15 protein-coding genes are annotated in these 19496 nt (G+C 40.9%); 9 read left to right on the forward strand and 6 right to left on the reverse strand.

All coding sequences use genetic code 11. The annotated features are described in order from the left end of the window. Positions 1-32: 32 nt before the first annotated feature. Genes yidC through rpmH form a run of 4 tightly spaced genes read right to left on the reverse strand, consistent with a single transcriptional unit; the run spans position 33 to position 2690 of the window. Positions 33-1796: a membrane protein insertase YidC gene (yidC, locus tag FTU66_RS11985; RefSeq protein WP_004969769.1), complete on the reverse strand. Its 1764-nt coding sequence runs from the start codon at positions 1794-1796 to the stop codon at positions 33-35. A gap of 5 nt (positions 1797-1801) precedes the next feature. Then, positions 1802-2122: a membrane protein insertion efficiency factor YidD gene (yidD, locus tag FTU66_RS11990; RefSeq protein WP_004969767.1), complete on the reverse strand. Its 321-nt coding sequence runs from the start codon at positions 2120-2122 to the stop codon at positions 1802-1804. Positions 2123-2131: 9 nt separating this feature from the next. Next, on the reverse strand, positions 2132-2524 hold the full coding sequence (gene rnpA, locus FTU66_RS11995; RefSeq protein ID WP_004969764.1) for a ribonuclease P protein component: 393 nt from the start codon (positions 2522-2524) through the stop codon (positions 2132-2134). Positions 2525-2555: 31 nt separating this feature from the next. Further along, positions 2556-2690 (reverse strand): 50S ribosomal protein L34, encoded by a 135-nt coding sequence (gene rpmH / locus FTU66_RS12000; RefSeq protein WP_000831329.1) that lies wholly within the window; start codon positions 2688-2690, stop codon positions 2556-2558. Between the two features lie 660 nt (positions 2691-3350). On the opposite strand from rpmH, the gene dnaA reads away from it, so the two are divergent. From dnaA to FTU66_RS12025, 5 genes are all read left to right on the forward strand, one after another. Beyond that, positions 3351-4727 (forward strand): chromosomal replication initiator protein DnaA, encoded by a 1377-nt coding sequence (dnaA, locus tag FTU66_RS12005; RefSeq protein WP_004969761.1) that lies wholly within the window; start codon positions 3351-3353, stop codon positions 4725-4727. A gap of 108 nt (positions 4728-4835) precedes the next feature. Then, on the forward strand, positions 4836-5984 hold the full coding sequence (gene dnaN / locus FTU66_RS12010; RefSeq protein WP_004969759.1) for a DNA polymerase III subunit beta: 1149 nt from the start codon (positions 4836-4838) through the stop codon (positions 5982-5984). A 37-nt stretch (positions 5985-6021) separates the two neighbouring features. Then, the gene (gene recF, locus FTU66_RS12015; RefSeq protein WP_168418740.1) at positions 6022-7104 is read left to right on the forward strand and encodes a DNA replication/repair protein RecF; all 1083 of its coding nucleotides are present in this window, start codon (positions 6022-6024) and stop codon (positions 7102-7104) included. Positions 7105-7147: 43 nt separating this feature from the next. Beyond that, complete coding sequence (gene gyrB, locus FTU66_RS12020) at positions 7148-9616, forward strand: DNA topoisomerase (ATP-hydrolyzing) subunit B (protein WP_180112859.1); 2469 nt, start codon at positions 7148-7150, stop codon at positions 9614-9616. Between the two features lie 161 nt (positions 9617-9777). Continuing rightward, on the forward strand, positions 9778-10140 hold the full coding sequence (locus FTU66_RS12025; protein ID WP_004969754.1) for a hypothetical protein: 363 nt from the start codon (positions 9778-9780) through the stop codon (positions 10138-10140). A 456-nt stretch (positions 10141-10596) separates the two neighbouring features. Here FTU66_RS12025 and FTU66_RS12030 read toward each other — a convergent pair whose 3' ends face one another. Then, positions 10597-12537 (reverse strand): ATP-binding cassette domain-containing protein, encoded by a 1941-nt coding sequence (locus FTU66_RS12030; protein ID WP_180112860.1) that lies wholly within the window; start codon positions 12535-12537, stop codon positions 10597-10599. A gap of 387 nt (positions 12538-12924) precedes the next feature. Here FTU66_RS12030 and FTU66_RS12035 point away from each other — a divergent pair, with 387 nt between their 5' ends. From FTU66_RS12035 to erpA, 3 genes are all read left to right on the forward strand, one after another. Beyond that, entirely contained in the window at positions 12925-13941 is a 1017-nt protein-coding gene (locus FTU66_RS12035; protein WP_004969750.1) for a putative solute-binding protein, read from the forward strand. A 181-nt stretch (positions 13942-14122) separates the two neighbouring features. After that, the gene (locus FTU66_RS12040; RefSeq protein ID WP_180112861.1) at positions 14123-15130 is read left to right on the forward strand and encodes a putative solute-binding protein; all 1008 of its coding nucleotides are present in this window, start codon (positions 14123-14125) and stop codon (positions 15128-15130) included. A 134-nt stretch (positions 15131-15264) separates the two neighbouring features. Continuing rightward, complete coding sequence (erpA, locus tag FTU66_RS12045) at positions 15265-15600, forward strand: iron-sulfur cluster insertion protein ErpA (protein ID WP_004969742.1); 336 nt, start codon at positions 15265-15267, stop codon at positions 15598-15600. 128 nt (positions 15601-15728) lie between these two features. Here erpA and FTU66_RS12050 read toward each other — a convergent pair whose 3' ends face one another. Then, entirely contained in the window at positions 15729-16856 is a 1128-nt protein-coding gene (locus FTU66_RS12050; protein WP_004969740.1) for an anhydro-N-acetylmuramic acid kinase, read from the reverse strand. A gap of 63 nt (positions 16857-16919) precedes the next feature. Between FTU66_RS12050 and tyrS the strand changes: the two genes are divergently transcribed. Next, a complete protein-coding gene (gene tyrS, locus FTU66_RS12055) occupies positions 16920-18152 on the forward strand; it encodes a tyrosine--tRNA ligase (protein WP_180112862.1) in 1233 nt (410 codons plus the stop codon). The last annotated feature ends 1344 nt before the right edge of the window (positions 18153-19496 follow it).

Consider the following 19496-nt stretch of genomic DNA (forward strand, 5'->3'; position numbering starts at 1 on the left):
TTAAGCGGATTTATTCAGCAGCTCAGCCATACTTAATTGACTGGAGTTGCCTCTTCTCGTTTAGCGCGGTCTTTTTCAACACTTTTGTTGATCAAGCTTTGCTGCAAAATCGTAATCAAGTTGTTGACAATCCAGTACAGAACTAGACCTGCAGGGAAGAACAATAAGAATACGGTAAATACCACAGGCATAATGCGGAAGATTTTTGCCTGCATTGGATCTGTTGGCTGTGGGTTCAACATTTGTTGAACATACATGGTCACACCCATCAACAATGGCAAGATAAACCAAGGGTCCATTGCCGATAAGTCTTGAATCCAACCTAACCACGGTGCATGGCGTAACTCTACCGATTCCATCAATACCCAGTACAAGGCAAGGAAAATTGGCATTTGTAGTAACAATGGCAAACAACCTGACAGTGGATTCACTTGTTCACGTTTATAAAGTGCCATCATTTCTTGCGAGAAACGCATACGGTCTTCGCCAAATTCTTCTTTCATGCGCTGCATTTCTGGTGCAATCACACGCATTTTCGCCATAGAACGATAGCTCTTAGACGATAACGGCCAAAGAATCAGTTTGACAAGAACGGTTAATAAGATGATTGACCAACCCCAGTTGCCCACTAAACCATGGAAGAATTGCAAACCAATAAACAATAATTTTGCAATTGGCCATAACCAGCCATAATCCACAGTTTGGTTCAAACCTGTCGCCAAATCTTTCAATTCAGACTGAATTTTTGGACCAGAGTAGAAGGTCGCATCAACTTCTGCCACCGTACCTGCAGGGACATTAATGGTTGGCGAGGTAAAACCAATGATGTTCATTTCATCGCTAGATTTACGTGATTCCAACTTCGCTGCATACGGTTGACCATCGGCCTGCGTCAATTTTAACTGCCCTGGAACCCATGCACTCACGAAATAGTGCTGAACCACGGCCACCCAACCACCTGTTGCATCGACATTCAATTTTTCGTCATTAAAATTGTCAAATTTCAACTTGTTGTAGTGTTCTTCAGGTGTTCCCCATGCGCCGCCAAGGAAAGTACCCAAGGTAAAAATACCTTGATCTGACTTGCCTGGATCATCTGAATTATCACGTTTCAACTGACCAAACATCTGACCTTGCCAGTTTTGGCTGCTGCGGTTAATCACTTTGTGATTCACCAGCACAGGATATTCACCTTCAGTAAAACTAAAGGTTTTAATGATTTCTACACCATCGGCAGTTTTATATACCATTGGGACAGTTAAAGTTTTAACTGTTTCACCCGCTTTATTTTTGCTTTCTTTGGCATCGGCTAAGCTATAAGTCGATTTTTCAATTTCATAGCTTGGGCGGCCATTACGGCTACTGTCTGGACCATTCAGCCCGATTAACCCAGATTGCGCGACATAGGTGCGCTTAGCATCGCTTTCCAGCATGACGAAAGGATCGTCACTGTCTTTATTTTTGTCATGATTGAGTAATTCAACACGAACAATATCACCACCTTTCGGATTGATCCAAAGATGATAAAGGTCAGTTTGTACTGAAATAAGCTGCTGACTTACAGGTGCTGTGGCATCGGTTGTTTGCTGTGCAGGAATATTTGCTTGCGGTACATCAGAAGCTGCTGTAGCCGTTTGGGCATTCGGCAAATCTGCAGACACTTCATGTGAAACAACGGCAGTTTTTTGCTGCGGTGCTGTTTCAGCATTTCCATAATCTTTTTGCCACGCCAAAATGAGCAAATATGCGACGACAAACATGGCCCCGAGAATTGCAAACCTGGCCCATTGTTGCATATCTATTACCCCAAGTGGTTAGAGTGATTTTGGTTCAATAAACGATCACGAAAGGGTACAGTAATGTGATGCGTTTGAGAATCTATTTGCTGAAATGAAATAAAACGAATGACTTTTGGCGGCACCGGATCATAGCCCGAACCACCCCACGGATGACAACGACAAATACGTTTTGTAGCCAGCCACACACCACGTACAGCACCATGCGTATGGACTGCTTCCAAAGAATATTGAGAACATGTTGGAATATAGCGACAGCGTGGTCCCAATAAAGGACTAATCGCGATCTGATAGAAACGTATCAACCAATGCAGTAAAAGTACCATTGGCCATCTCTACTTTTGTGGGGAGGGAGCTATTTTTGAATGCTTTTTGGCGAGACGTTGTAACTTCTGCCAAGCAAATTGTAATTGCTGATGCAATTCCGCATTAGATACCGTATCTACCCCAACTTTGGGCATTACCACAATATCTAAGTCATTTAATTGCTGTTGGTGTAAGCGAAAACTTTCGCGAGCAAGTCGTTTTACTCGATTTCGTTCGTGTGCACGACGCACTTTCTTTTTTGCAACGACAAGACCCAAACGGCTATTCGGCAGTTCGGAATGTTTTGCAAGAAATAAGAAATGGGGTTGATGCACTTTAAAAAGCGCACCATCAAACACACCTTTATAATCGGCAGCACAGCGTAATCTCAACTCTGTGCTGAAGCCATAAAGTGTTGTCATAACACCCAAGAGTCGGTTCAGCGTGACTGTATTAAACAGTTAAGCTGTGACGACCTTTTGCACGACGGCGAGCCAATACTTGACGACCAGCTTTAGTAGCCATACGAGCACGGAAACCATGAACGCGCTTACGCTTTAATTCAGATGGTTGAAATGTACGTTTCATATCGAAACTCCAAAAATGATCTTTCTATAAAGGTCCGCGATTTTAGTGCTCATTGCTTGAGCTGTCAATGAAAAACACGGTTTCTTGCAAAATAAGCCTAAATTTTTCTTTTTAACAAGTTTTCGCTCAATTGACTGGTTGATCATACAAATTAAAGTATACACAAGATAAGTAATTGTTTATGCTTGACTAATAAGTTATTAACAGTATTATTCACATAATTATCCACAAGCTTATTCTGTTTAATTTTAAAATTTTCGGTTTTGAATTTAAATTTAAACTCAGATTGAATTATCCACAGTTGCAACGTTTCTTATAAATAAATTCAAATTTATAAATTTAAATTTATTACTATTAGGGACGCATTTTTCTGTTGAAAACCCACTTTTTCTTTTATAAAACAAAATTTTGAATTGTGGATATCTGTGTTTCTATAATTTTAATACTATGTGGATAACTTTGTGCTATATTTTATCCACACCTTGCGGATAAACTTATCCACACCACGTTTCAAATTTAAATTCAGGTTTAGTGATTCCTTTTTTGAGCAATTTTGCTGATTTTGTCATGACAGATGTGGATAACTTGGTTAGAATGGCGACCCGCTCAGGCGGTCGAGAGAAGTTTTAAATTTAAAAATGGATTAGATAGGGGTTTCACATGCTTTGGACGGACTGCTTAAATCGCTTGCGACAAGAGCTCTCTGGAAATGTCTTTACAATGTGGATTCGCCCATTGGTGGCAGAAGAAGTTGAAGATACATTAAAACTTTATGCGCCTAATCCTTATTGGACGCGTTACATTCAAGAACATCATCTGGAATTGATTACTATTTTGGCAGAGCAGTTGTCTGAGGGACGCGTGCGTAAGGTCGAAATTTTAGTCGATTCGCGTCCAGGTGCAATTTTATCGGCCAGTGAACAACCTGCTACCACTACTGCTGCGCTGGAATCTAGCCCTGCGCCTGTGGCCAAGCCTAAACGTGAAAAAGAAGAAAGTTCTGCAAAAAGCCGTAAACGCCAACTCAATCCGTTATTTACCTTTTCCTTATTTGTGGAAGGTCGTTCTAACCAAATGGCTGCGGAAACCTGTCGCAAGGTATTGACCCAATTGGGGGCTTCACAGCACAACCCATTATTTTTGTATGGCCCAACAGGTTTGGGTAAAACTCACTTGATGCAAGCGGTGGGCAATGCTTTGTTGCAAGCCAAACCGAATGCACGGGTGATGTACATGACTGCAGAAAGTTTTGTGCAGGATTTTGTCAGCTCTTTGCAGCAGGGCAAGGTTGAAGAATTTAAGAAAAACTGCCGCTCTTTAGATTTGTTATTGGTGGATGACATTCACTTATTGGCAGGTAAAGAAGCCAGTTTGGTCGAGTTTTTCTATACCTTTAACGCTTTATTGGATGAATCTAAACAGATTATTTTGACTTCAGACCGTTATCCAAAAGAATTAACCGAATTGGATGCACGTTTGGTGTCACGTTTTTCTTGGGGCTTATCAGTCGGGGTAGAACCGCCAGATATTGAAACCCGAATTGAAATTTTATTAAAGAAAGCTGAAAGCAGCGCCGTAGATTTACCACGTAACTGTGCTTTATTTATTGCCCAGCAAGTGGTGGCTAATGTGCGTGAACTTGAAGGTGCACTCAATAAAGTGGTGGCAATTTCCCGTTTTAAAGGCACCCCAATCGATCTAGATGTGGTACGTGAATCTTTAAAAGATGTCTTGGCAATTCGCGCACGTACCATCAGTACCGAAAATATTCAGCGAGTCGTGAGTGAATATTTCCGTATTCCGCTCAAAGAATTGGTGGGGCCAAAACGTACCCGTATTTATGCGCGTCCACGTCAGTTGGCAATGGGCTTGGCACGTGAGCTGACAGGCGACAGTTTCCCTGAAATTGGTATGGCATTTGGTGGCCGTGATCACAGTACCGTGATGCATGCCTGCGAAAAAGTACAAAGCCTGCGCGAAGAAGATCCGATCTTTAACGAAGACTATAAAAACCTGCAACGATTGTTGCAAAGTTGACCGAATTTGCTCAAATTCTGTTCTTGCCATGCGGCAGCTTTTGCCGCATAGTACACTGCTAAAAAACCTATTTTATACTCCAATCTTCAGTTGTTAGAGGAATGTACCGTGCGTTTAAAAATCGCGAAAGAAAGCTTACTGAATGTTCTGTCACATGTCGTAGGAGCGGTTGAACGTCGCCATACCTTAAATATTTTATCCAATGTCAAAGTTCAGGTGACTGAGCAAGCCTTAACCATTACTGGTTCGGACTTGGAAGTGGAATTGGTTGCCAGTACGAATCTGACTGAAGGGGCATGTTTACAGGCAGGGGAAACTACAGTGCCTGCACGTAAACTGATGGATATTTGTAAATCTTTACCAAGCGCAGCTTTGATTGATTTGCAAATCACTGAAGATCAGCGCTGTATTTTAAAATCGGGCAATAGCCGCTTTGTATTAGGTACTTTGCCTGCGGAAGATTATCCATTATTGGCTACAGAAAATGCTCAAGGTACGCAAGTGACGGTTACTGAGCGTGAGCTGAAGCGTTTGTTTGAAAAAACTGCGTTTGCGATGGCAGTGCAGGATGTACGCTTTTATTTAACGGGTACTTTGTTAGAAATTGATGAAAACCAATTACGTGCTGTGACCACAGATGGTCACCGTTTGGCCTTGTGTGAAACAGCGGCATCTTCGACAGCTACTCAATTAATTCAAGCCATTGTGCCGCGTAAAGCTGTGGCTGAATTGCAGCGTTTGCTGAGCATTGAAGATGAACAACTGGCACTTTTAATTGGGCGTGAATTGCTGAATGTGACCATTCGCACCCCAAGCCGTGACAAAGAACAAGCAGAAATTACCGTGCGTTTTACCACTAAATTAATTGATGGTAAGTTCCCAGATTATCGCCGTGTGATTCCACGTGGTGGTGATAAAAACGTGCTGATCGCGCATGATGTATTTAAACAATCTTTACAGCGTGTGGCGATTTTAAGTAATGAAAAATTACGTGGCGTATTTCTGAACTTTAGTGCAGACACTTTGCAGTTACGCGCCAATAACCCAGAACAAGATGAAGCCATTGAAGATTTAGCGATTCAATATGCTGACTCACCGTTAGAAATGTCTTTTAACGCGCAATATTTATTAGATGTTTTGGGCGCATTAGATGGTGATGATGTTTCTATGACCATGACTGAAGCCAATCAGTCAGTATTGGTACAAGACCCAGCGCATCAAGATCAAACTTATGTTGTAATGCCAATGCGTGTTTAAGCGAGTCGTGTATTCAAAAAAATAATTTAGCTGAATCATGCATATTACGCGTTTACATATAGAGCGTGTTCGTAACTTAAAAGCGGTTGCACTTCATGAGTTGCAGCCGTTTAATGTCTTTTATGGGCAAAATGGCTCAGGAAAAACTTCTATTTTAGAGGCGGTTCATTTACTTGCCACAGGCCGCTCTTTTCGTACCCATATTCCAAAAAATTATATTCAGAACAGCAGCCAAGATGCGATTGTATTTGCCCAGTCTTTGACAGAAAAAATTGGTATGCAAAAAATGGCTTCAGGTGAGCAGTTGATTAAAGTCAATGGTGACCCTGTTGCAACCCAAGGTCAGCTGGCTAAGATTTTACCTTTGCAATTGATTGATCCACTCAGTACCGAAATTATTGACCATGGGGCCAAACCACGGCGTCAGTTGCTGGACTGGTTGATGTTCCACGTGGAACCAGAATTTTATCATGCATGGCAATACTATTCCCGTGCCTTAAAACAACGCAATAGCCTACTCAAATCTCAACGTCATTTAAGTCTGTCTGATCTAGAGCCGTGGAACAAAATGCTCAGTGATTATGGGGAGATTTTGCATCGGCAACGGGTTGGTGTTATGGAGCAATGGCAACAGTTTTTTGCTCAGGACTTGCAGCAGTTATTGCCAGATTTAGAGATTCGTCTGGAATATAGCGCAGGCTTTCATACCGATACGGGCTTGCTGAATGATCTGTGCAATTATCATCAAAAAGATTTAGAGCGTCGTTATACCGAATACGGCCCGCACCGTGCCGATTTACGCCTAAAAACCCCAATGGGCGATGCAGATGTGGTGCTGTCACGTGGGCAGAAAAAGCTATTGATTATGGCCTTAAAACTTTCACAGATTGCAATGCTGCATGCGTGCAACAAGGAAACTGTGGTATTATTAGATGATCTGACAGCAGAATTAGATTTAAGCGCACAACAACGTTTAATTGAACGATTAAGCCAATTGGGTAGTCAAGTTTTTATTACCACTTTAGATCATCAATCCGTGCAACAACACTTACAAGCGTTGTCGATTCCTTATCGCTTATTTCAGGTCGATCACGGTACGGTGCAGGCTGTTGAGCAATAATTTTTTATCTTTGGATAGACCTATTTTTCACTAGGGAGAAACCATGAGTTCAGAAGATCAATCTGTCTCTACTACAGAACAAACCAATGAAAAGGCTTATGATTCCTCTAGTATCAAAGTATTGCGTGGCCTAGATGCTGTTCGTAAACGTCCAGGCATGTATATCGGTGATACAGATGATGGTACAGGCTTGCATCACATGGTGTTCGAGGTAGTCGATAACGCTATTGATGAAGCTTTGGCGGGCCATTGTGATGAAATCTTGGTGACTATCCATGAAGATGAATCTGTCAGCGTATCTGACAATGGACGTGGTATTCCAACCGATATTCACCCTGAAGAAGGGGTGTCAGCTGCAGAAGTTATTCTGACTATTCTGCACGCAGGCGGTAAGTTTGATGATAACAGTTATAAAGTGTCGGGTGGTTTACACGGTGTAGGTGTGTCAGTCGTGAACGCACTATCGAGCAAACTTGAACTGACGATTAAACGTGCAGGGCAAATTCACCAACAGGAATATCGTCATGGTGACCCGCAATATCCTTTAAAAGTGGTGGGTGAAACCGCAGATTCGGGTACAACAGTGCGTTTTTGGCCAAGTGCTGACACTTTTAGCCAAACCATTTTTAATGTCGATATTTTGGCGCGTCGCTTACGTGAACTGTCTTTCCTGAATGCGGGTGTGCGCATTGTATTACGTGATGAGCGTGTAAATTTAGAACACATTTATGATTATGAAGGTGGTTTGTCTGAGTTCGTTAAATATATCAACCAAGGCAAAACTCACCTGAATGAAATTTTCCATTTCACGACACAGGCTGAAAACGGGATTACCGTAGAAGTTGCTTTGCAGTGGAATGATTCTTATCAGGAAAACGTACGTTGTTTTACCAATAATATTCCACAAAAAGATGGTGGAACGCACTTGGCAGGCTTCCGTGCTGCGCTGACCCGTGGTTTAAATAACTACATGGAAAGCGAAAATATTCTTAAAAAAGAAAAAGTTGTGGTATCGGGTGATGATGCACGTGAAGGTTTAACCGCGATTGTGTCGGTCAAAGTGCCAGATCCAAAATTCTCATCACAGACCAAAGAAAAATTGGTATCGAGTGAAGTGAAACCTGCGGTTGAGCAGGCCATGAATAAATCTTTCTCTGAATATTTATTGGAAAATCCGCAAGCGGCAAAATCTATCGCGGGTAAAATTATTGATGCAGCACGTGCCCGTGATGCAGCGCGTAAAGCCCGTGAAATGACGCGCCGTAAGAGTGCTTTGGATATTGCAGGTTTGCCAGGTAAATTGGCTGATTGTCAGGAAAAAGACCCAGCATTATCTGAATTATATCTGGTCGAGGGTGACTCGGCAGGTGGTTCGGCTAAACAAGGCCGTAACCGTAAAATGCAGGCGATTTTGCCACTGAAAGGTAAAATCCTGAACGTGGAACGTGCCCGTTTTGACAAGATGATTTCATCGGCAGAAGTAGGTACTTTAATTACTGCTTTAGGCTGTGGTATTGGTCGTGAAGAATATAACCCAGACAAACTGCGTTATCACAAAATCATCATCATGACCGATGCCGACGTAGATGGTTCACACATTCGTACCTTGCTGTTGACCTTCTTCTTCCGTCAAATGCCAGAGTTGGTCGAGCGCGGTCATATTTATATCGCACAGCCACCATTGTATAAGTTGAAAAAAGGCAAGCAAGAACAGTACATCAAAGATAATGATGCTTTAGAAACCTATTTAATTTCGAATGCGATTGATGAATTGGAGCTGCATGTGAGTGCTGATGCACCTGCAATTCGTGGCGAGGCTTTAGCCAAAGTCATTGCGGATTATCAAACCTCACAAAAGAGTTTGAGCCGTTTAACGCTGCGTTATCCTGCAAGTCTGTTGGATGGTTTATTAGAATTAGATGCCTTTAAAATTGATCAAGCAGCAGATCAGGCGTATGTACAACAATGGGGCGAGCAATTACGTCAAAGCATTGAACGATTACAACCAAGTTTGCGTCCTGAATTAAGCATCGAACAGTTTGAAAAAGAAGATGCGGATGGTCAAAAATCTGCAACGTATTGGCCACGAATCACGGTATATGTGCACAACTTGCCACATACCTATTTGCTAGACACAGGTTTGCTGGGTTCAGCTGAATATGCACGTTTGCTGAAAAATTCAAAAAGCTGGTTTACGCTGCTTGAAGAAGGTGCGTATTTGGAAAAAGGCGAACGTAAAATTACGGTCAACAATTTCCATCAAGTGTGGCAACACATTTTGCAGGACTCGCGTCGCGGCATGATGATTCAGCGCTATAAAGGTTTGGGTGAGATGAATGCGGAACAACTTTGGGAAACCACGATGGACCCAGAAAACCGCAATATGTTGCAAGTCACCATTGATGATGCCATTGAAGCAGACCGCATGTTCTCTTGCTTAATGGGCGATGATGTAGAACCACGTCGTGCCTTTATTGAAGAAAATGCCTTAAATGCAGATATTGACGCTTAATTCGTCCAAATCATCCGCATAACCATAAGCACTCTACGGAGTGCTTTTTTATGTTTGGCTTTTGTTGTTGTCGTGATTCATCCAAATAACTTTTATAAAACTGACTTATTGTTCTGTCATGCTGAGCTACATTAAGCCAAAAATATAGGAGAATCATTAAGATGGATAATCAATTAGAACAAGCACGTGATGCATGGGTGAATGCTTTTTTTACTGGCAATGTGGAGCTGTTAGCACACTATGAAGATGAAGATTTTAAAGTCGTTTATACGGCAGAATCACGTGTGGAAAATCGTGAAACACGTTATGCCAACATTCAGCATGCAGTGAATAATGGTGTTTGGAAACCGATCAAACCGAATGTTGAATTAGAAGAATATGAGTTTGATCGTGAGCAGGTTAACTGTCGGATTCAAATTGGTTTGGCGGATGATCAAGGGTATATTCAAGAAATCTGGCGCTATATTCAGGGCTGGAAAATACAAGAATTATGTATTAGCAAAGCAAAAATTACTGCCGAGTAGCAGCGATTTTCTGTGAATCACTGAGATTCAATGACTCAAAATAACCATGAAAGAATGGATTGATTTGGCTTTAATTAGAGTTTTGAATTTAAAATAACAGTTAGTTTGAGTTGTGGATAACTAAGTTTTTTGCTTTTAAATTTAAATTGTAGATTTTGAATTTAAAAATCACACTGAGTTTTAAATTCAAAACTTCTTGCTTGGTAGCTATGCTGTCTTACTTTTATTCAGGGTGGGGGTGTCATACAACTATGCTGTGGTGCAAGATTGATAAGTAAAAATAAACAAACGCAGAGAGTGACTTAAATTTCTTTGCGTGGTTATTGTGAAGATAAACTAAAGATTAAAACTATTACGAATGTGTCTTATAAGTATGGAACATACACAATGCATATTCTACGAAATATGATGAGATTTAACCCTATTTAGCATAGCGTTAAAATCTCATCGGTATGGCTATTCAAAGCTACTTTCGAGTTCTTCCAATTCCATCATCAATTCAAGCATTTGTTCTTCTGCCTGCGCCAATTTGGTTTTCAGATCATTTTGCTCATTCATGAGTTTGAGCAAATCATCTTTACGGTTGGCATCGTAAAGGGCAGGATCTGCCAGTTCGGTTTCAATTTCAGTCAGACGCGGTTGAATTTTTTCAATTTGCGCTTCGTATTTTTCAATATTTTTACGAATAGGGCGAGTTTGTTCACGGCGTTGTGCTGCCAGTTTGCGTTGTGCTTCTTTATCTACTTTGGCAAGGTTGGTTTTGTTTTCAACCACTGGACTTGGATTGGATGGAGCTGTGCTAGATGAGCCTTGCTTAAGCATGTCTGCACGGGCTTGGCGTAACCATTGGGCATAATCTTGTAAATCGCCTTCAAATTCTGTGCATTGTCCTGCATGAACCAAGAGTAAGTCATCACAGACACTGGCAATCAATTGACGTTCGTGTGACACCAATACCACTGCACCTTCATAATCCTGTAAGGCCATGGTTAAGGCATGTCGCATATCTAAGTCTAAATGGTTGGTCGGTTCGTCCAGAATCAGTACGTTAGGACGTTGCCAGACAATTAAAGCCAAAGCCAAACGTGCACGTTCACCTCCTGAAAAACTTTCACAAGGCGTGTCCATACGTTCGCCACTAAAACCAAAACTGCCTAAAAAGGCGCGTAAAGTGGCTTCGCTGATTTTTTTATCGGCAATGCGTGCCAGTTGTAGCATCGGGCTGGCGCTATCATCCAAAGCATCCATTTGATGCTGTGCAAAATAGCCAATATTGAGTAATTCTGAGGCTTTGCGAGTACCTGCCAATAACGCCAATTCACCCACTAAGGATTTAATTAAGGTCGATTTACCTGCGCCGTTCATCCCCAATAAACCAATACGACTGGTCGGGGTAATTTGTAGGTTAATTTTGCTGGCAATCACTTTGTCTGCATAACCAATGCTGACGTGTTCCAAGGTCAGTAAGGGTGAGCTCATTTTGGTCGGTTCACGGAAACTAAAGGTAAATGGTGTATCTACATGCGCAGGGGCAAGCAATTGCATGCGTTCCAATTGCTTGATACGGCTTTGTGCCTGCCGTGCTTTGGTGGCTTTGGCTTTAAAACGATCAATATATTTTTGTAAATGTGCACGGGTTTCTAATTGTTTTTCATACGCTTGTTGATGTTGTGCCAAGCGTTCACTGCGTGTGGTTTCAAAGGTTGAATAATTGCCTGTATATAAAGTCAGTTCACTATTTTCAATATGTAAAATATGATCGGTAATGGCATCTAAAAAATCACGGTCATGGGAAATCAGCACCAACGTTCCCGCATAGGCTTTAAGCCAGTCTTCTAACCATAAAATTGCATCTAAGTCTAAGTGGTTGGTTGGTTCGTCCAGTAATAATAATTCGGAGCGACTCATTAAGGTACGCGCCAAATTTAAACGCATGCGCCATCCACCAGAAAAACTACTGACCGCCAAGCTGTTTTGATGTGCCATAAAACCTAAACCTGCCATCAGTTGTGCGGCTTTGGCGGGTGCGGTATAGCCATGAATTTCATCAAAACGACCATGCAAATGTGCAAGTTGGTCATTATTTAATTGTTCAGGATGTTGCAGTTGTTGTTGAATGTTCCAGTATTCTTCATCACCCGACAGCACAAAATCAATCGCAGGCAAATCCAATGCTTTAACTTCCTGTGCCATGTGCGCCACAGTCCAGCCTTGCGGACGGCTCAACGTACCTTCGTCTGGGGTTAAACTACCCAAAAGCGCAGCAAATAAACTGGATTTTCCTGCACCATTGACACCTGTAAGACCGACTTTCCAGCCTGGATGGATTTGCATAGACGCTTTTTGAAATAAAACACGTCCACCGCGGCGTAAAGAAACTTGGTCAAGTTGAATCATGGTGTTTACTGGTCACAACAAAAGTTGGGCATATTCTAATGGAAGCCCACCAGAAAACAAAAATAAGCCCAGTTTTATTTGTGATTTGCGAAAAATCTCTCTTGTGATGTTTAAAAATTATGATCTAACAACAGGCTTTTTTTATGACTTTGTAAACAAGCACAAAATACGTGCATGTTGGAAATGATCTTTATTTTGATCTAAATCTATAAAATATAAGTGAATTATGCAATAAAAATGATCGCTTAAATAAGGCAGTATAAGGTTTTGGCAGAATTGACAGATGAAATTCGAGTAAATGCTCTATTTTTTTAATTTGAACTTGCTTAATATTTGTTTCGTGTACGGACACTCAAAAATAAAAAAATCTGTAGAAGGATCGAAACAATGAAAAAAATATGGGTCAGCGCAACATTGACAGCATTCGCAGCGATCGGTTTCAGTGCTCAGGCGCAAGCAGCAAAAGTAGATGTATGTGTCTTTGACTTACTGGGTAAGTCAGGTGAATCTTTTCAGATGGCACAAGAGTGGGCGCTAGCAGCAAAAGGCTGGGGTGCAGAAGTCAATTTAATTCCACGTCAGGATGAAGCTGTCGCAGACAATGATTTTAAAGCAGGCAAATGTGATGGGGTATTTATGACCGCCATGCGTGCTCGCCAATACAATAAATTTGCAGGCTCGATTGATGCTTTAGGTGGTGCGCCAAGTAATGCGATTGCACAACGTGCCATCAGCTTTGCTTTAGATCAACGTAATGCAGCGAAAATGGTTACCAATTTAGGTGGCAAGAAATATGAAGTTGCGGGTATTTCACCTTTAGGTTCGGCCTTTATTTTTGTGCGCGACAAGAACATCAGCTCGATTGAAAAAGCAGCAGGGAAAAAGTTTGCGGTATTGGGCTATGACGATGCACAAAAAATTATGGTGCAGCGTGTAGGCGCGCAAGCCGTCATTTCTGATGTATCTAACTTTGTGGCGAAGTTTAACAATGGTCAGGTCGATATGGTCGGTGCGCCTGCCTATGCGTACAAACCTTTAGAAATCTACAAAGGTTTAGGCAATAACGGGGCAATGTTTAATTTCCCTGTATTACAAGTGACCGCAGACTTTGTGATTCGTCCTGAACAATTCCCTGCGGGCTTTGGGCAAAAATCACGAGATTGGTTTGTAAAAAATCTGCCTAAAGCGATGAGTATGATTAATCGTTTGGAAGGTGAGATTCCAGCCAAATATAAAATGAACTTAAGCGCAGAAGATAAAACCAAATATCAAAAAATGCTGCGTGATGGACGTATGGATATGACCAAACGCGGCATTTATGACCCTGCCATGATGAGTGTGTTAAAACGCGCTCGTTGTTCTGTCGAAAAAACCAATTTTGAATGTTCACTAGGTGGTGAATAGATTGATTTTTAATAAAAAAGCCTAGATCTCTAGGTTTTTTATAATGAAAGATTCGTCAATTGAGCCATATCAGCCAAAAAATCAAAATTCGCTAATCTGAGCTTGATAAAAGAACAGTGATACTAAATTGAAGGTTTGGATCAACTGTGCGCAGAAAAACAAAAAATGGAAGGAACTAGAAATGAAACAATGGACGCAAGCTTTATTATTTGGCGCAGGCTTATCTTTAGTCGCTAGTGCAGCGCAGGCTAAGCAAGTGGTCTGTGTATTCGACTTGGTCGGTAAAAACGGTGATGTCTATAACTTAATGCAAGACTATCAATTGGCGGCCAAAAACTGGGGCGCAGAAATTGAGTTACGCGTAGGTCAAAACGAAGGCGTGATTGCAGAAGATTTTAAAGCAGGAAAATGTGATGGTATTAGTGTGACGGGCATGCGTGGTCGTCAATTTAACCATTTTACAGGCTCATTAGATGCAATTGGTGCGATTCCAGATTTAAAACTGGCAGTTAAAGTCATGCAAGGTTTGGCGAGTCCTGCTTTTGCCAAATATATGCGCAATGGTCAGTATGAAGTCGCAGGTGTCATTCCTGTGGGTGATGCCTTTTTGATGGTGAATGACCGCAGTATTAATAGTGTCGCCAAAGCCGCGGGGAAAAAAATTGCTGTTTTAGATTATGACCAAGCGCAAAAAATTATGGTACAGCAAATTGGTGCGCAAGCAGTAAGTGCCGATGTCACCAATTTTGGCAGTAAATTTAACAATGGTCAGGTCGATATTATTGGTGCGCCCGCTGCAGTATTCCGTCCTTTGGAACTACATAAAGGTTTGGGCACTAAAGGCGCGATTGTGAATTATCCAATTTTACAAGTCACGGGCAATATTATTATCCGTCCTGATAAATTCCCTGCAGGATTTGGTCAAAAATCACGTGATTGGGTCAAAGGGCAGTTACCACGTGCCTTTGGTATTCTGGGTAAAATGAAAGCTGATATTCCTGCAAAATATTGGATGCAAGTGCCTGCAGCAGATCAACCGGGTTATCAAAAAATGATGCGTGAATCGCGGATTGACTTAACCAAACGTGGTGTTTATGACAAACGCATGATGAAATTATTATGGCAATTCCGTTGTAAACAAGCGCCAACCAATTTTGAATGTGGCTTGCAGGACGAAAATTACAAATAATTGGAGAATCTTGAGGTAATTACTCAGAATTCACTTTAATTCTGCATCACCGTCCCAATATTGAGTATGCTATACTTGATAAGTGGTCTTTTTTGCAGAAAAGACATCTGAATTGTACCTGAGGAAAATCCATCATGAATGCCCAAGCACTTGAGCTCACCGACAACGCTGCTAAAAAAGTTCGCCAATTGCGTGACAGTGAAGGTAATCAAGACTTAATGCTACGTGTATATGTGACAGGTGGCGGTTGTTCAGGCTTTTCTTATGGCTTTAACTTTGCAGAAAGCCAAAATGAAGATGATGCAGAATTTGTGAATGGCGATGTAAAAATGCTGGTCGATTCACTCAGCTATCAATATTTAGTTGGCTCAGTAGTGGACTATATTGAAGGCTTGGAAGGTTCGCGTTTTGTGGTACAAAACCCGAATGCAACCACCACTTGTGGTTGTGGGTCTTCATTCTCAATCTAAGTGTGATTTAAATATTTTTGAGTATCAGCATGTCAAAAAGCAGATTCATGTACTCAAAATGATCAAAGCCTTTCCTATATAGAATAGGAAAGGCTTTTTTGTTCATTGTTTGGTTTAAAAGAATAAACTTAAACCAAAGTCATGGTACCTAAAATGCGATCACCTTTTGCCCCTGTGACCGCAGGTAAATTGCCACTTAATTGCTGACAAAAACGCATTGCCAACCAAGCAAAGGCCGTGGCTTCCACCCATGTCGGGTTTAATCCTAAATCGGCTGTGCTTTGTACTGTCCATTGATGTTTACGCAAACGCCAACGCAATTGTTCAAGCAAATAAGAATTATAGGCACCACCACCACAAACATAGACTTCGCCTGTATCCATGCCTGAACGATAAATAGCTTTTTTAATTGCTCGGGTAGTGAGTTTTAATAAAGTGGCTTGGATATTTTCAGGATTATCTTCCAGCTCGTCATATTCCACATCATTACGCCAATCGGCAACCTGTTCATCTAACCATTCCAAGTTAAAGTCTTCGCGCCCTGTACTTTTGGGTGGTTCTTTAGAGAAAAAAGCGTGGGCTTGTAAACGATCTAACAAGCTGCGAATCGGATGTCCATACGCAGCCCAATTGCCATTTTCATCATAAGGTTGTCCTGTGTAACGCTCACACCAAGCATCCATTAAAATATTGGCAGGCCCTGTATCAAAACCCGATACTGCTTCGGGCTGTCCTGCAGGCAACAAACTGACATTGGCAATGCCGCCTAAATTTAAAATTACCCGATGAATACTCGGATGTTGGAATAAGTTTTGATGGAAAGCGGGCACTAACGGTGCGCCTTGTCCGCCTGCAGCCATGTCACGACGACGAAAATCTGAAATTACAGGAATTTGGGTGATTTCGGTGATGATGTTCGGATCACCAATTTGTAAAGTAAAAGCATGTTCAGGACGATGACGAATGGTCTGGCCATGCGAACCAATCGCTTTAATTTGAGATTTATCCAGTTTATTTTTTTCAATCAGGCTGTTAATACCATGTCCAATCATGGTGGCTAAAGCCACATCTGCTTTGCCCATGCGGTCAATTTCATTGTCACCTGGCAAAGTCAGTGCCATGAGTTCGTCACGTAAATCGGGATCAAACGGCAAAGTCAGGGTCGCGTGGAGTTGCAGTGGATCAAAAGAAGCAGCAACAAGATCGACACCATCCATACTTGTGCCCGTCATTACCCCAATATAGATCGCTGTCATGGTTATTCTATAGCCTGCAATATGCTGAAAAAGTGTTAGTATATCGCACAAATTGAATAACTGATGTGTTTGGATTTCGTGATGTCAAATTTCCTGCCGGCTGAAGAACAACTTGCCCTCATTCAACGAGGCACGCATGAAATTATTTCTGAAGAAGATCTTCTAAAGAAATTAAAAGAGAATCGTCCTTTAAAAATTAAGGCGGGGTTTGACCCGACTGCACCTGATTTACACTTGGGGCATACGGTATTAATCAATAAATTAAAAGTATTCCAAGACTTAGGTCACGAAGTATTTTTCTTGATTGGCGATTACACTGCCATGATTGGTGACCCAACAGGTAAAAGTGCTACACGTCCGCCGTTGTCACGTGAAAAAGTCTTGGAAAATGCCAAAACGTATCAGGAACAAGTTTTTAAAATTCTTGATCCAAATAAAACCAAAGTGGTGTTTAACTCTGAATGGTTTGCAACAAAAACTGCAGCAGACTTAATTCAGTTGGCATCGCAGCAAACCGTAGCGCGTATGTTGGAACGTGATGACTTCACCAAGCGTTATAACAACCAGCAACCGATTGCGATTCACGAATTTTTGTATCCGTTGGTACAAGGTTATGACTCGGTGGCATTACAAGCCGATGTAGAATTGGGCGGTACAGACCAGACCTTTAACTTGTTGATGGGACGTACTTTGCAAGGTCGTTATGATCAGGAAGCGCAAGTTTGTATTACTGTGCCAATTCTTGAAGGCTTAGATGGCGTAAATAAAATGTCTAAATCTTTAGGCAACTATATTGGCGTATTTGATGCACCGGGTGCGATGTATCAAAAAGTCTTGTCGATGCCTGATAGTCTGATTGAGCGCTATTTTGAGTTACTCAGCTTCAAGTCGATGGATGAAATTGAAATTTTGCTTAAAGAAATGGCAGAAGGTCGTAATCCGCAAGAAATCAAAAAGATTTTGGCACTCGAATTGGTTGAGCGTTTCCATGGTAGCGAAGCCGCGGTCAATGCCCATAAAGGTGCGGGTAATATCATTACCGAAGGTGAATTACCTGAAGGTACGCCAGAAGTCACGATTTCGCGTGCTGAATTTGGCGGTGAATTATTTATTGCTTCTATTGTACGTGCTGCGGGTTTAACTAAAAATGCTGCACAAGCCAAAGATGCTGTGGCGCGTGGCGCAGTGAAAGTAGATTGGAATGTAGTCGATGCAAGTTTTTCGATCAAAGAAAATGCAACGCATATTATTCAGGCAGGTAAAAAAGCAATTGCCAAAGTTACATTCACGGACTAGGACTATTCTAAGTGATTGAAATACAAGCAGGCTTCGGTCTGCTTTTATTTTCTGTTTGGTATATTTATTATATGAATAAGTAAATTCAAAAAAAAACCTATAAAAACAACACTTAAATTTTGCCAAACATCTTGCAATTTTGCTCAGTTATGTATAAGATTTACCCATCTAGACACAGTGTACAAAACAGATCTAGAGGGTACTTATAACTATAGCTCCACAATTTACAAGTCCCTTCCCCAAGGGACTCTTTTTTTTCGTATAACTATAATAACGATATATGGATCGCATATAGATTCAACTCCGAGGGAGAGATTTTGGGAGAGATCTCTTTCTTTTTTTTGCCTTTGGTTTTGTGGTAGTTTATATCTAAAGGTAAAATATAAAGTTCCTTCTCTTTGTTTTATAAAGACATTATTAAGAAATTTTTCGAAAGTATAGATTTATCTAATTTTTTGAATTGCCTAAACCTCATAAAATATGGCTTTCAGCTATTTGAAAATTTAACGAACGCAAGAAGTCTATTGAAGTTTTTAAAACCTGATTTGAATTTTAAGGCTACTTTTATAAGAAAAACCCTCTTGTAAGTGGTGCATATAGATGCATCGAACCATATTTGTTGAATAGAGAAGTAGGCTGGTCAACTAGAACTCGCTAATTCAAATGCTGAGCACCAACTTTTAATTCGCGGTAAAACCACTACATAGGTATAAAATAAATGATAAATGCACGCCGTATGTATCAATATGATTGGGGATCATGCAAAAAGCACTTTTAACTGAAATGTAAAATTTTTAGATGTCACAAGACGAAAAGAATCGTAGACATTGATAATCTTTGATTACAGCCTGCAAAACTTGACCGATTTGAGTCCACAAAAGTATGGATGAAAAAGTCCTATTTACTTTGTAGATGGGAGTTTTTATTTAAATTTGATGAAAAAATAGCTAAAAAATAAAAAAACCAAGCATTTCTGTAGAAAAAAACTACATACGTGAAAAATATTATAATTTGGGGCTTGCAAATATTTTGAAATCCCCTAGAATGCACCCATCCCGACGCGAAACAGCCTACGAACTTAGCTTACAAAATTAAGTTGTTAGAAGTGTTTTGCGTTAAAATTTCTGCTGACGAGGCAGAAATTAAGATCATTAAGAGATTATGAAGAACAACTTGTGTGGATTTTTACTGATTGATTGATCGAATATATTTCATTAATTGATTGGTTTAAATTACTCGAAGTTTATTTGAGCGAAATTTAAGTCAGAAAATTGATGAGCCAGATTTGGAAGTTTAGATTAAAACTTCAAAATGATTTTAACTGAAGAGTTTGATCATGGCTCA

Origin of the sequence: Acinetobacter sp. YH12131, from assembly GCF_013418635.1 — a bacterium.
GTDB lineage: Bacteria > Pseudomonadota > Gammaproteobacteria > Pseudomonadales > Moraxellaceae > Acinetobacter > Acinetobacter towneri.

Bases quoted from the DNA above. Each gene is read 5' to 3' on its own strand.
- FTU66_RS12030 (WP_180112860.1), bottom strand. From the start codon at position 12,537: ATGATTCAACTTGACCAAGTTTCTTTACGCCGCGGTGGACGTGTTTTA.
- recF (WP_168418740.1), top strand. From the start codon at position 6,022: ATGCATATTACGCGTTTACATATAGAGCGTGTTCGTAACTTAAAAGCG.
- erpA (WP_004969742.1), top strand. From the start codon at position 15,265: ATGAATGCCCAAGCACTTGAGCTCACCGACAACGCTGCTAAAAAAGTT.
- FTU66_RS12040 (WP_180112861.1), top strand. From the start codon at position 14,123: ATGAAACAATGGACGCAAGCTTTATTATTTGGCGCAGGCTTATCTTTA.
- gyrB (WP_180112859.1), top strand. From the start codon at position 7,148: ATGAGTTCAGAAGATCAATCTGTCTCTACTACAGAACAAACCAATGAA.
- dnaA (WP_004969761.1), top strand. From the start codon at position 3,351: ATGCTTTGGACGGACTGCTTAAATCGCTTGCGACAAGAGCTCTCTGGA.
- tyrS (WP_180112862.1), top strand. From the start codon at position 16,920: ATGTGTTTGGATTTCGTGATGTCAAATTTCCTGCCGGCTGAAGAACAA.
- rnpA (WP_004969764.1), bottom strand. From the start codon at position 2,524: ATGACAACACTTTATGGCTTCAGCACAGAGTTGAGATTACGCTGTGCT.
- yidD (WP_004969767.1), bottom strand. From the start codon at position 2,122: ATGGTACTTTTACTGCATTGGTTGATACGTTTCTATCAGATCGCGATT.
- yidC (WP_004969769.1), bottom strand. From the start codon at position 1,796: ATGCAACAATGGGCCAGGTTTGCAATTCTCGGGGCCATGTTTGTCGTC.
- FTU66_RS12025 (WP_004969754.1), top strand. From the start codon at position 9,778: ATGGATAATCAATTAGAACAAGCACGTGATGCATGGGTGAATGCTTTT.
- FTU66_RS12035 (WP_004969750.1), top strand. From the start codon at position 12,925: ATGAAAAAAATATGGGTCAGCGCAACATTGACAGCATTCGCAGCGATC.
- FTU66_RS12050 (WP_004969740.1), bottom strand. From the start codon at position 16,856: ATGACAGCGATCTATATTGGGGTAATGACGGGCACAAGTATGGATGGT.
- rpmH (WP_000831329.1), bottom strand. From the start codon at position 2,690: ATGAAACGTACATTTCAACCATCTGAATTAAAGCGTAAGCGCGTTCAT.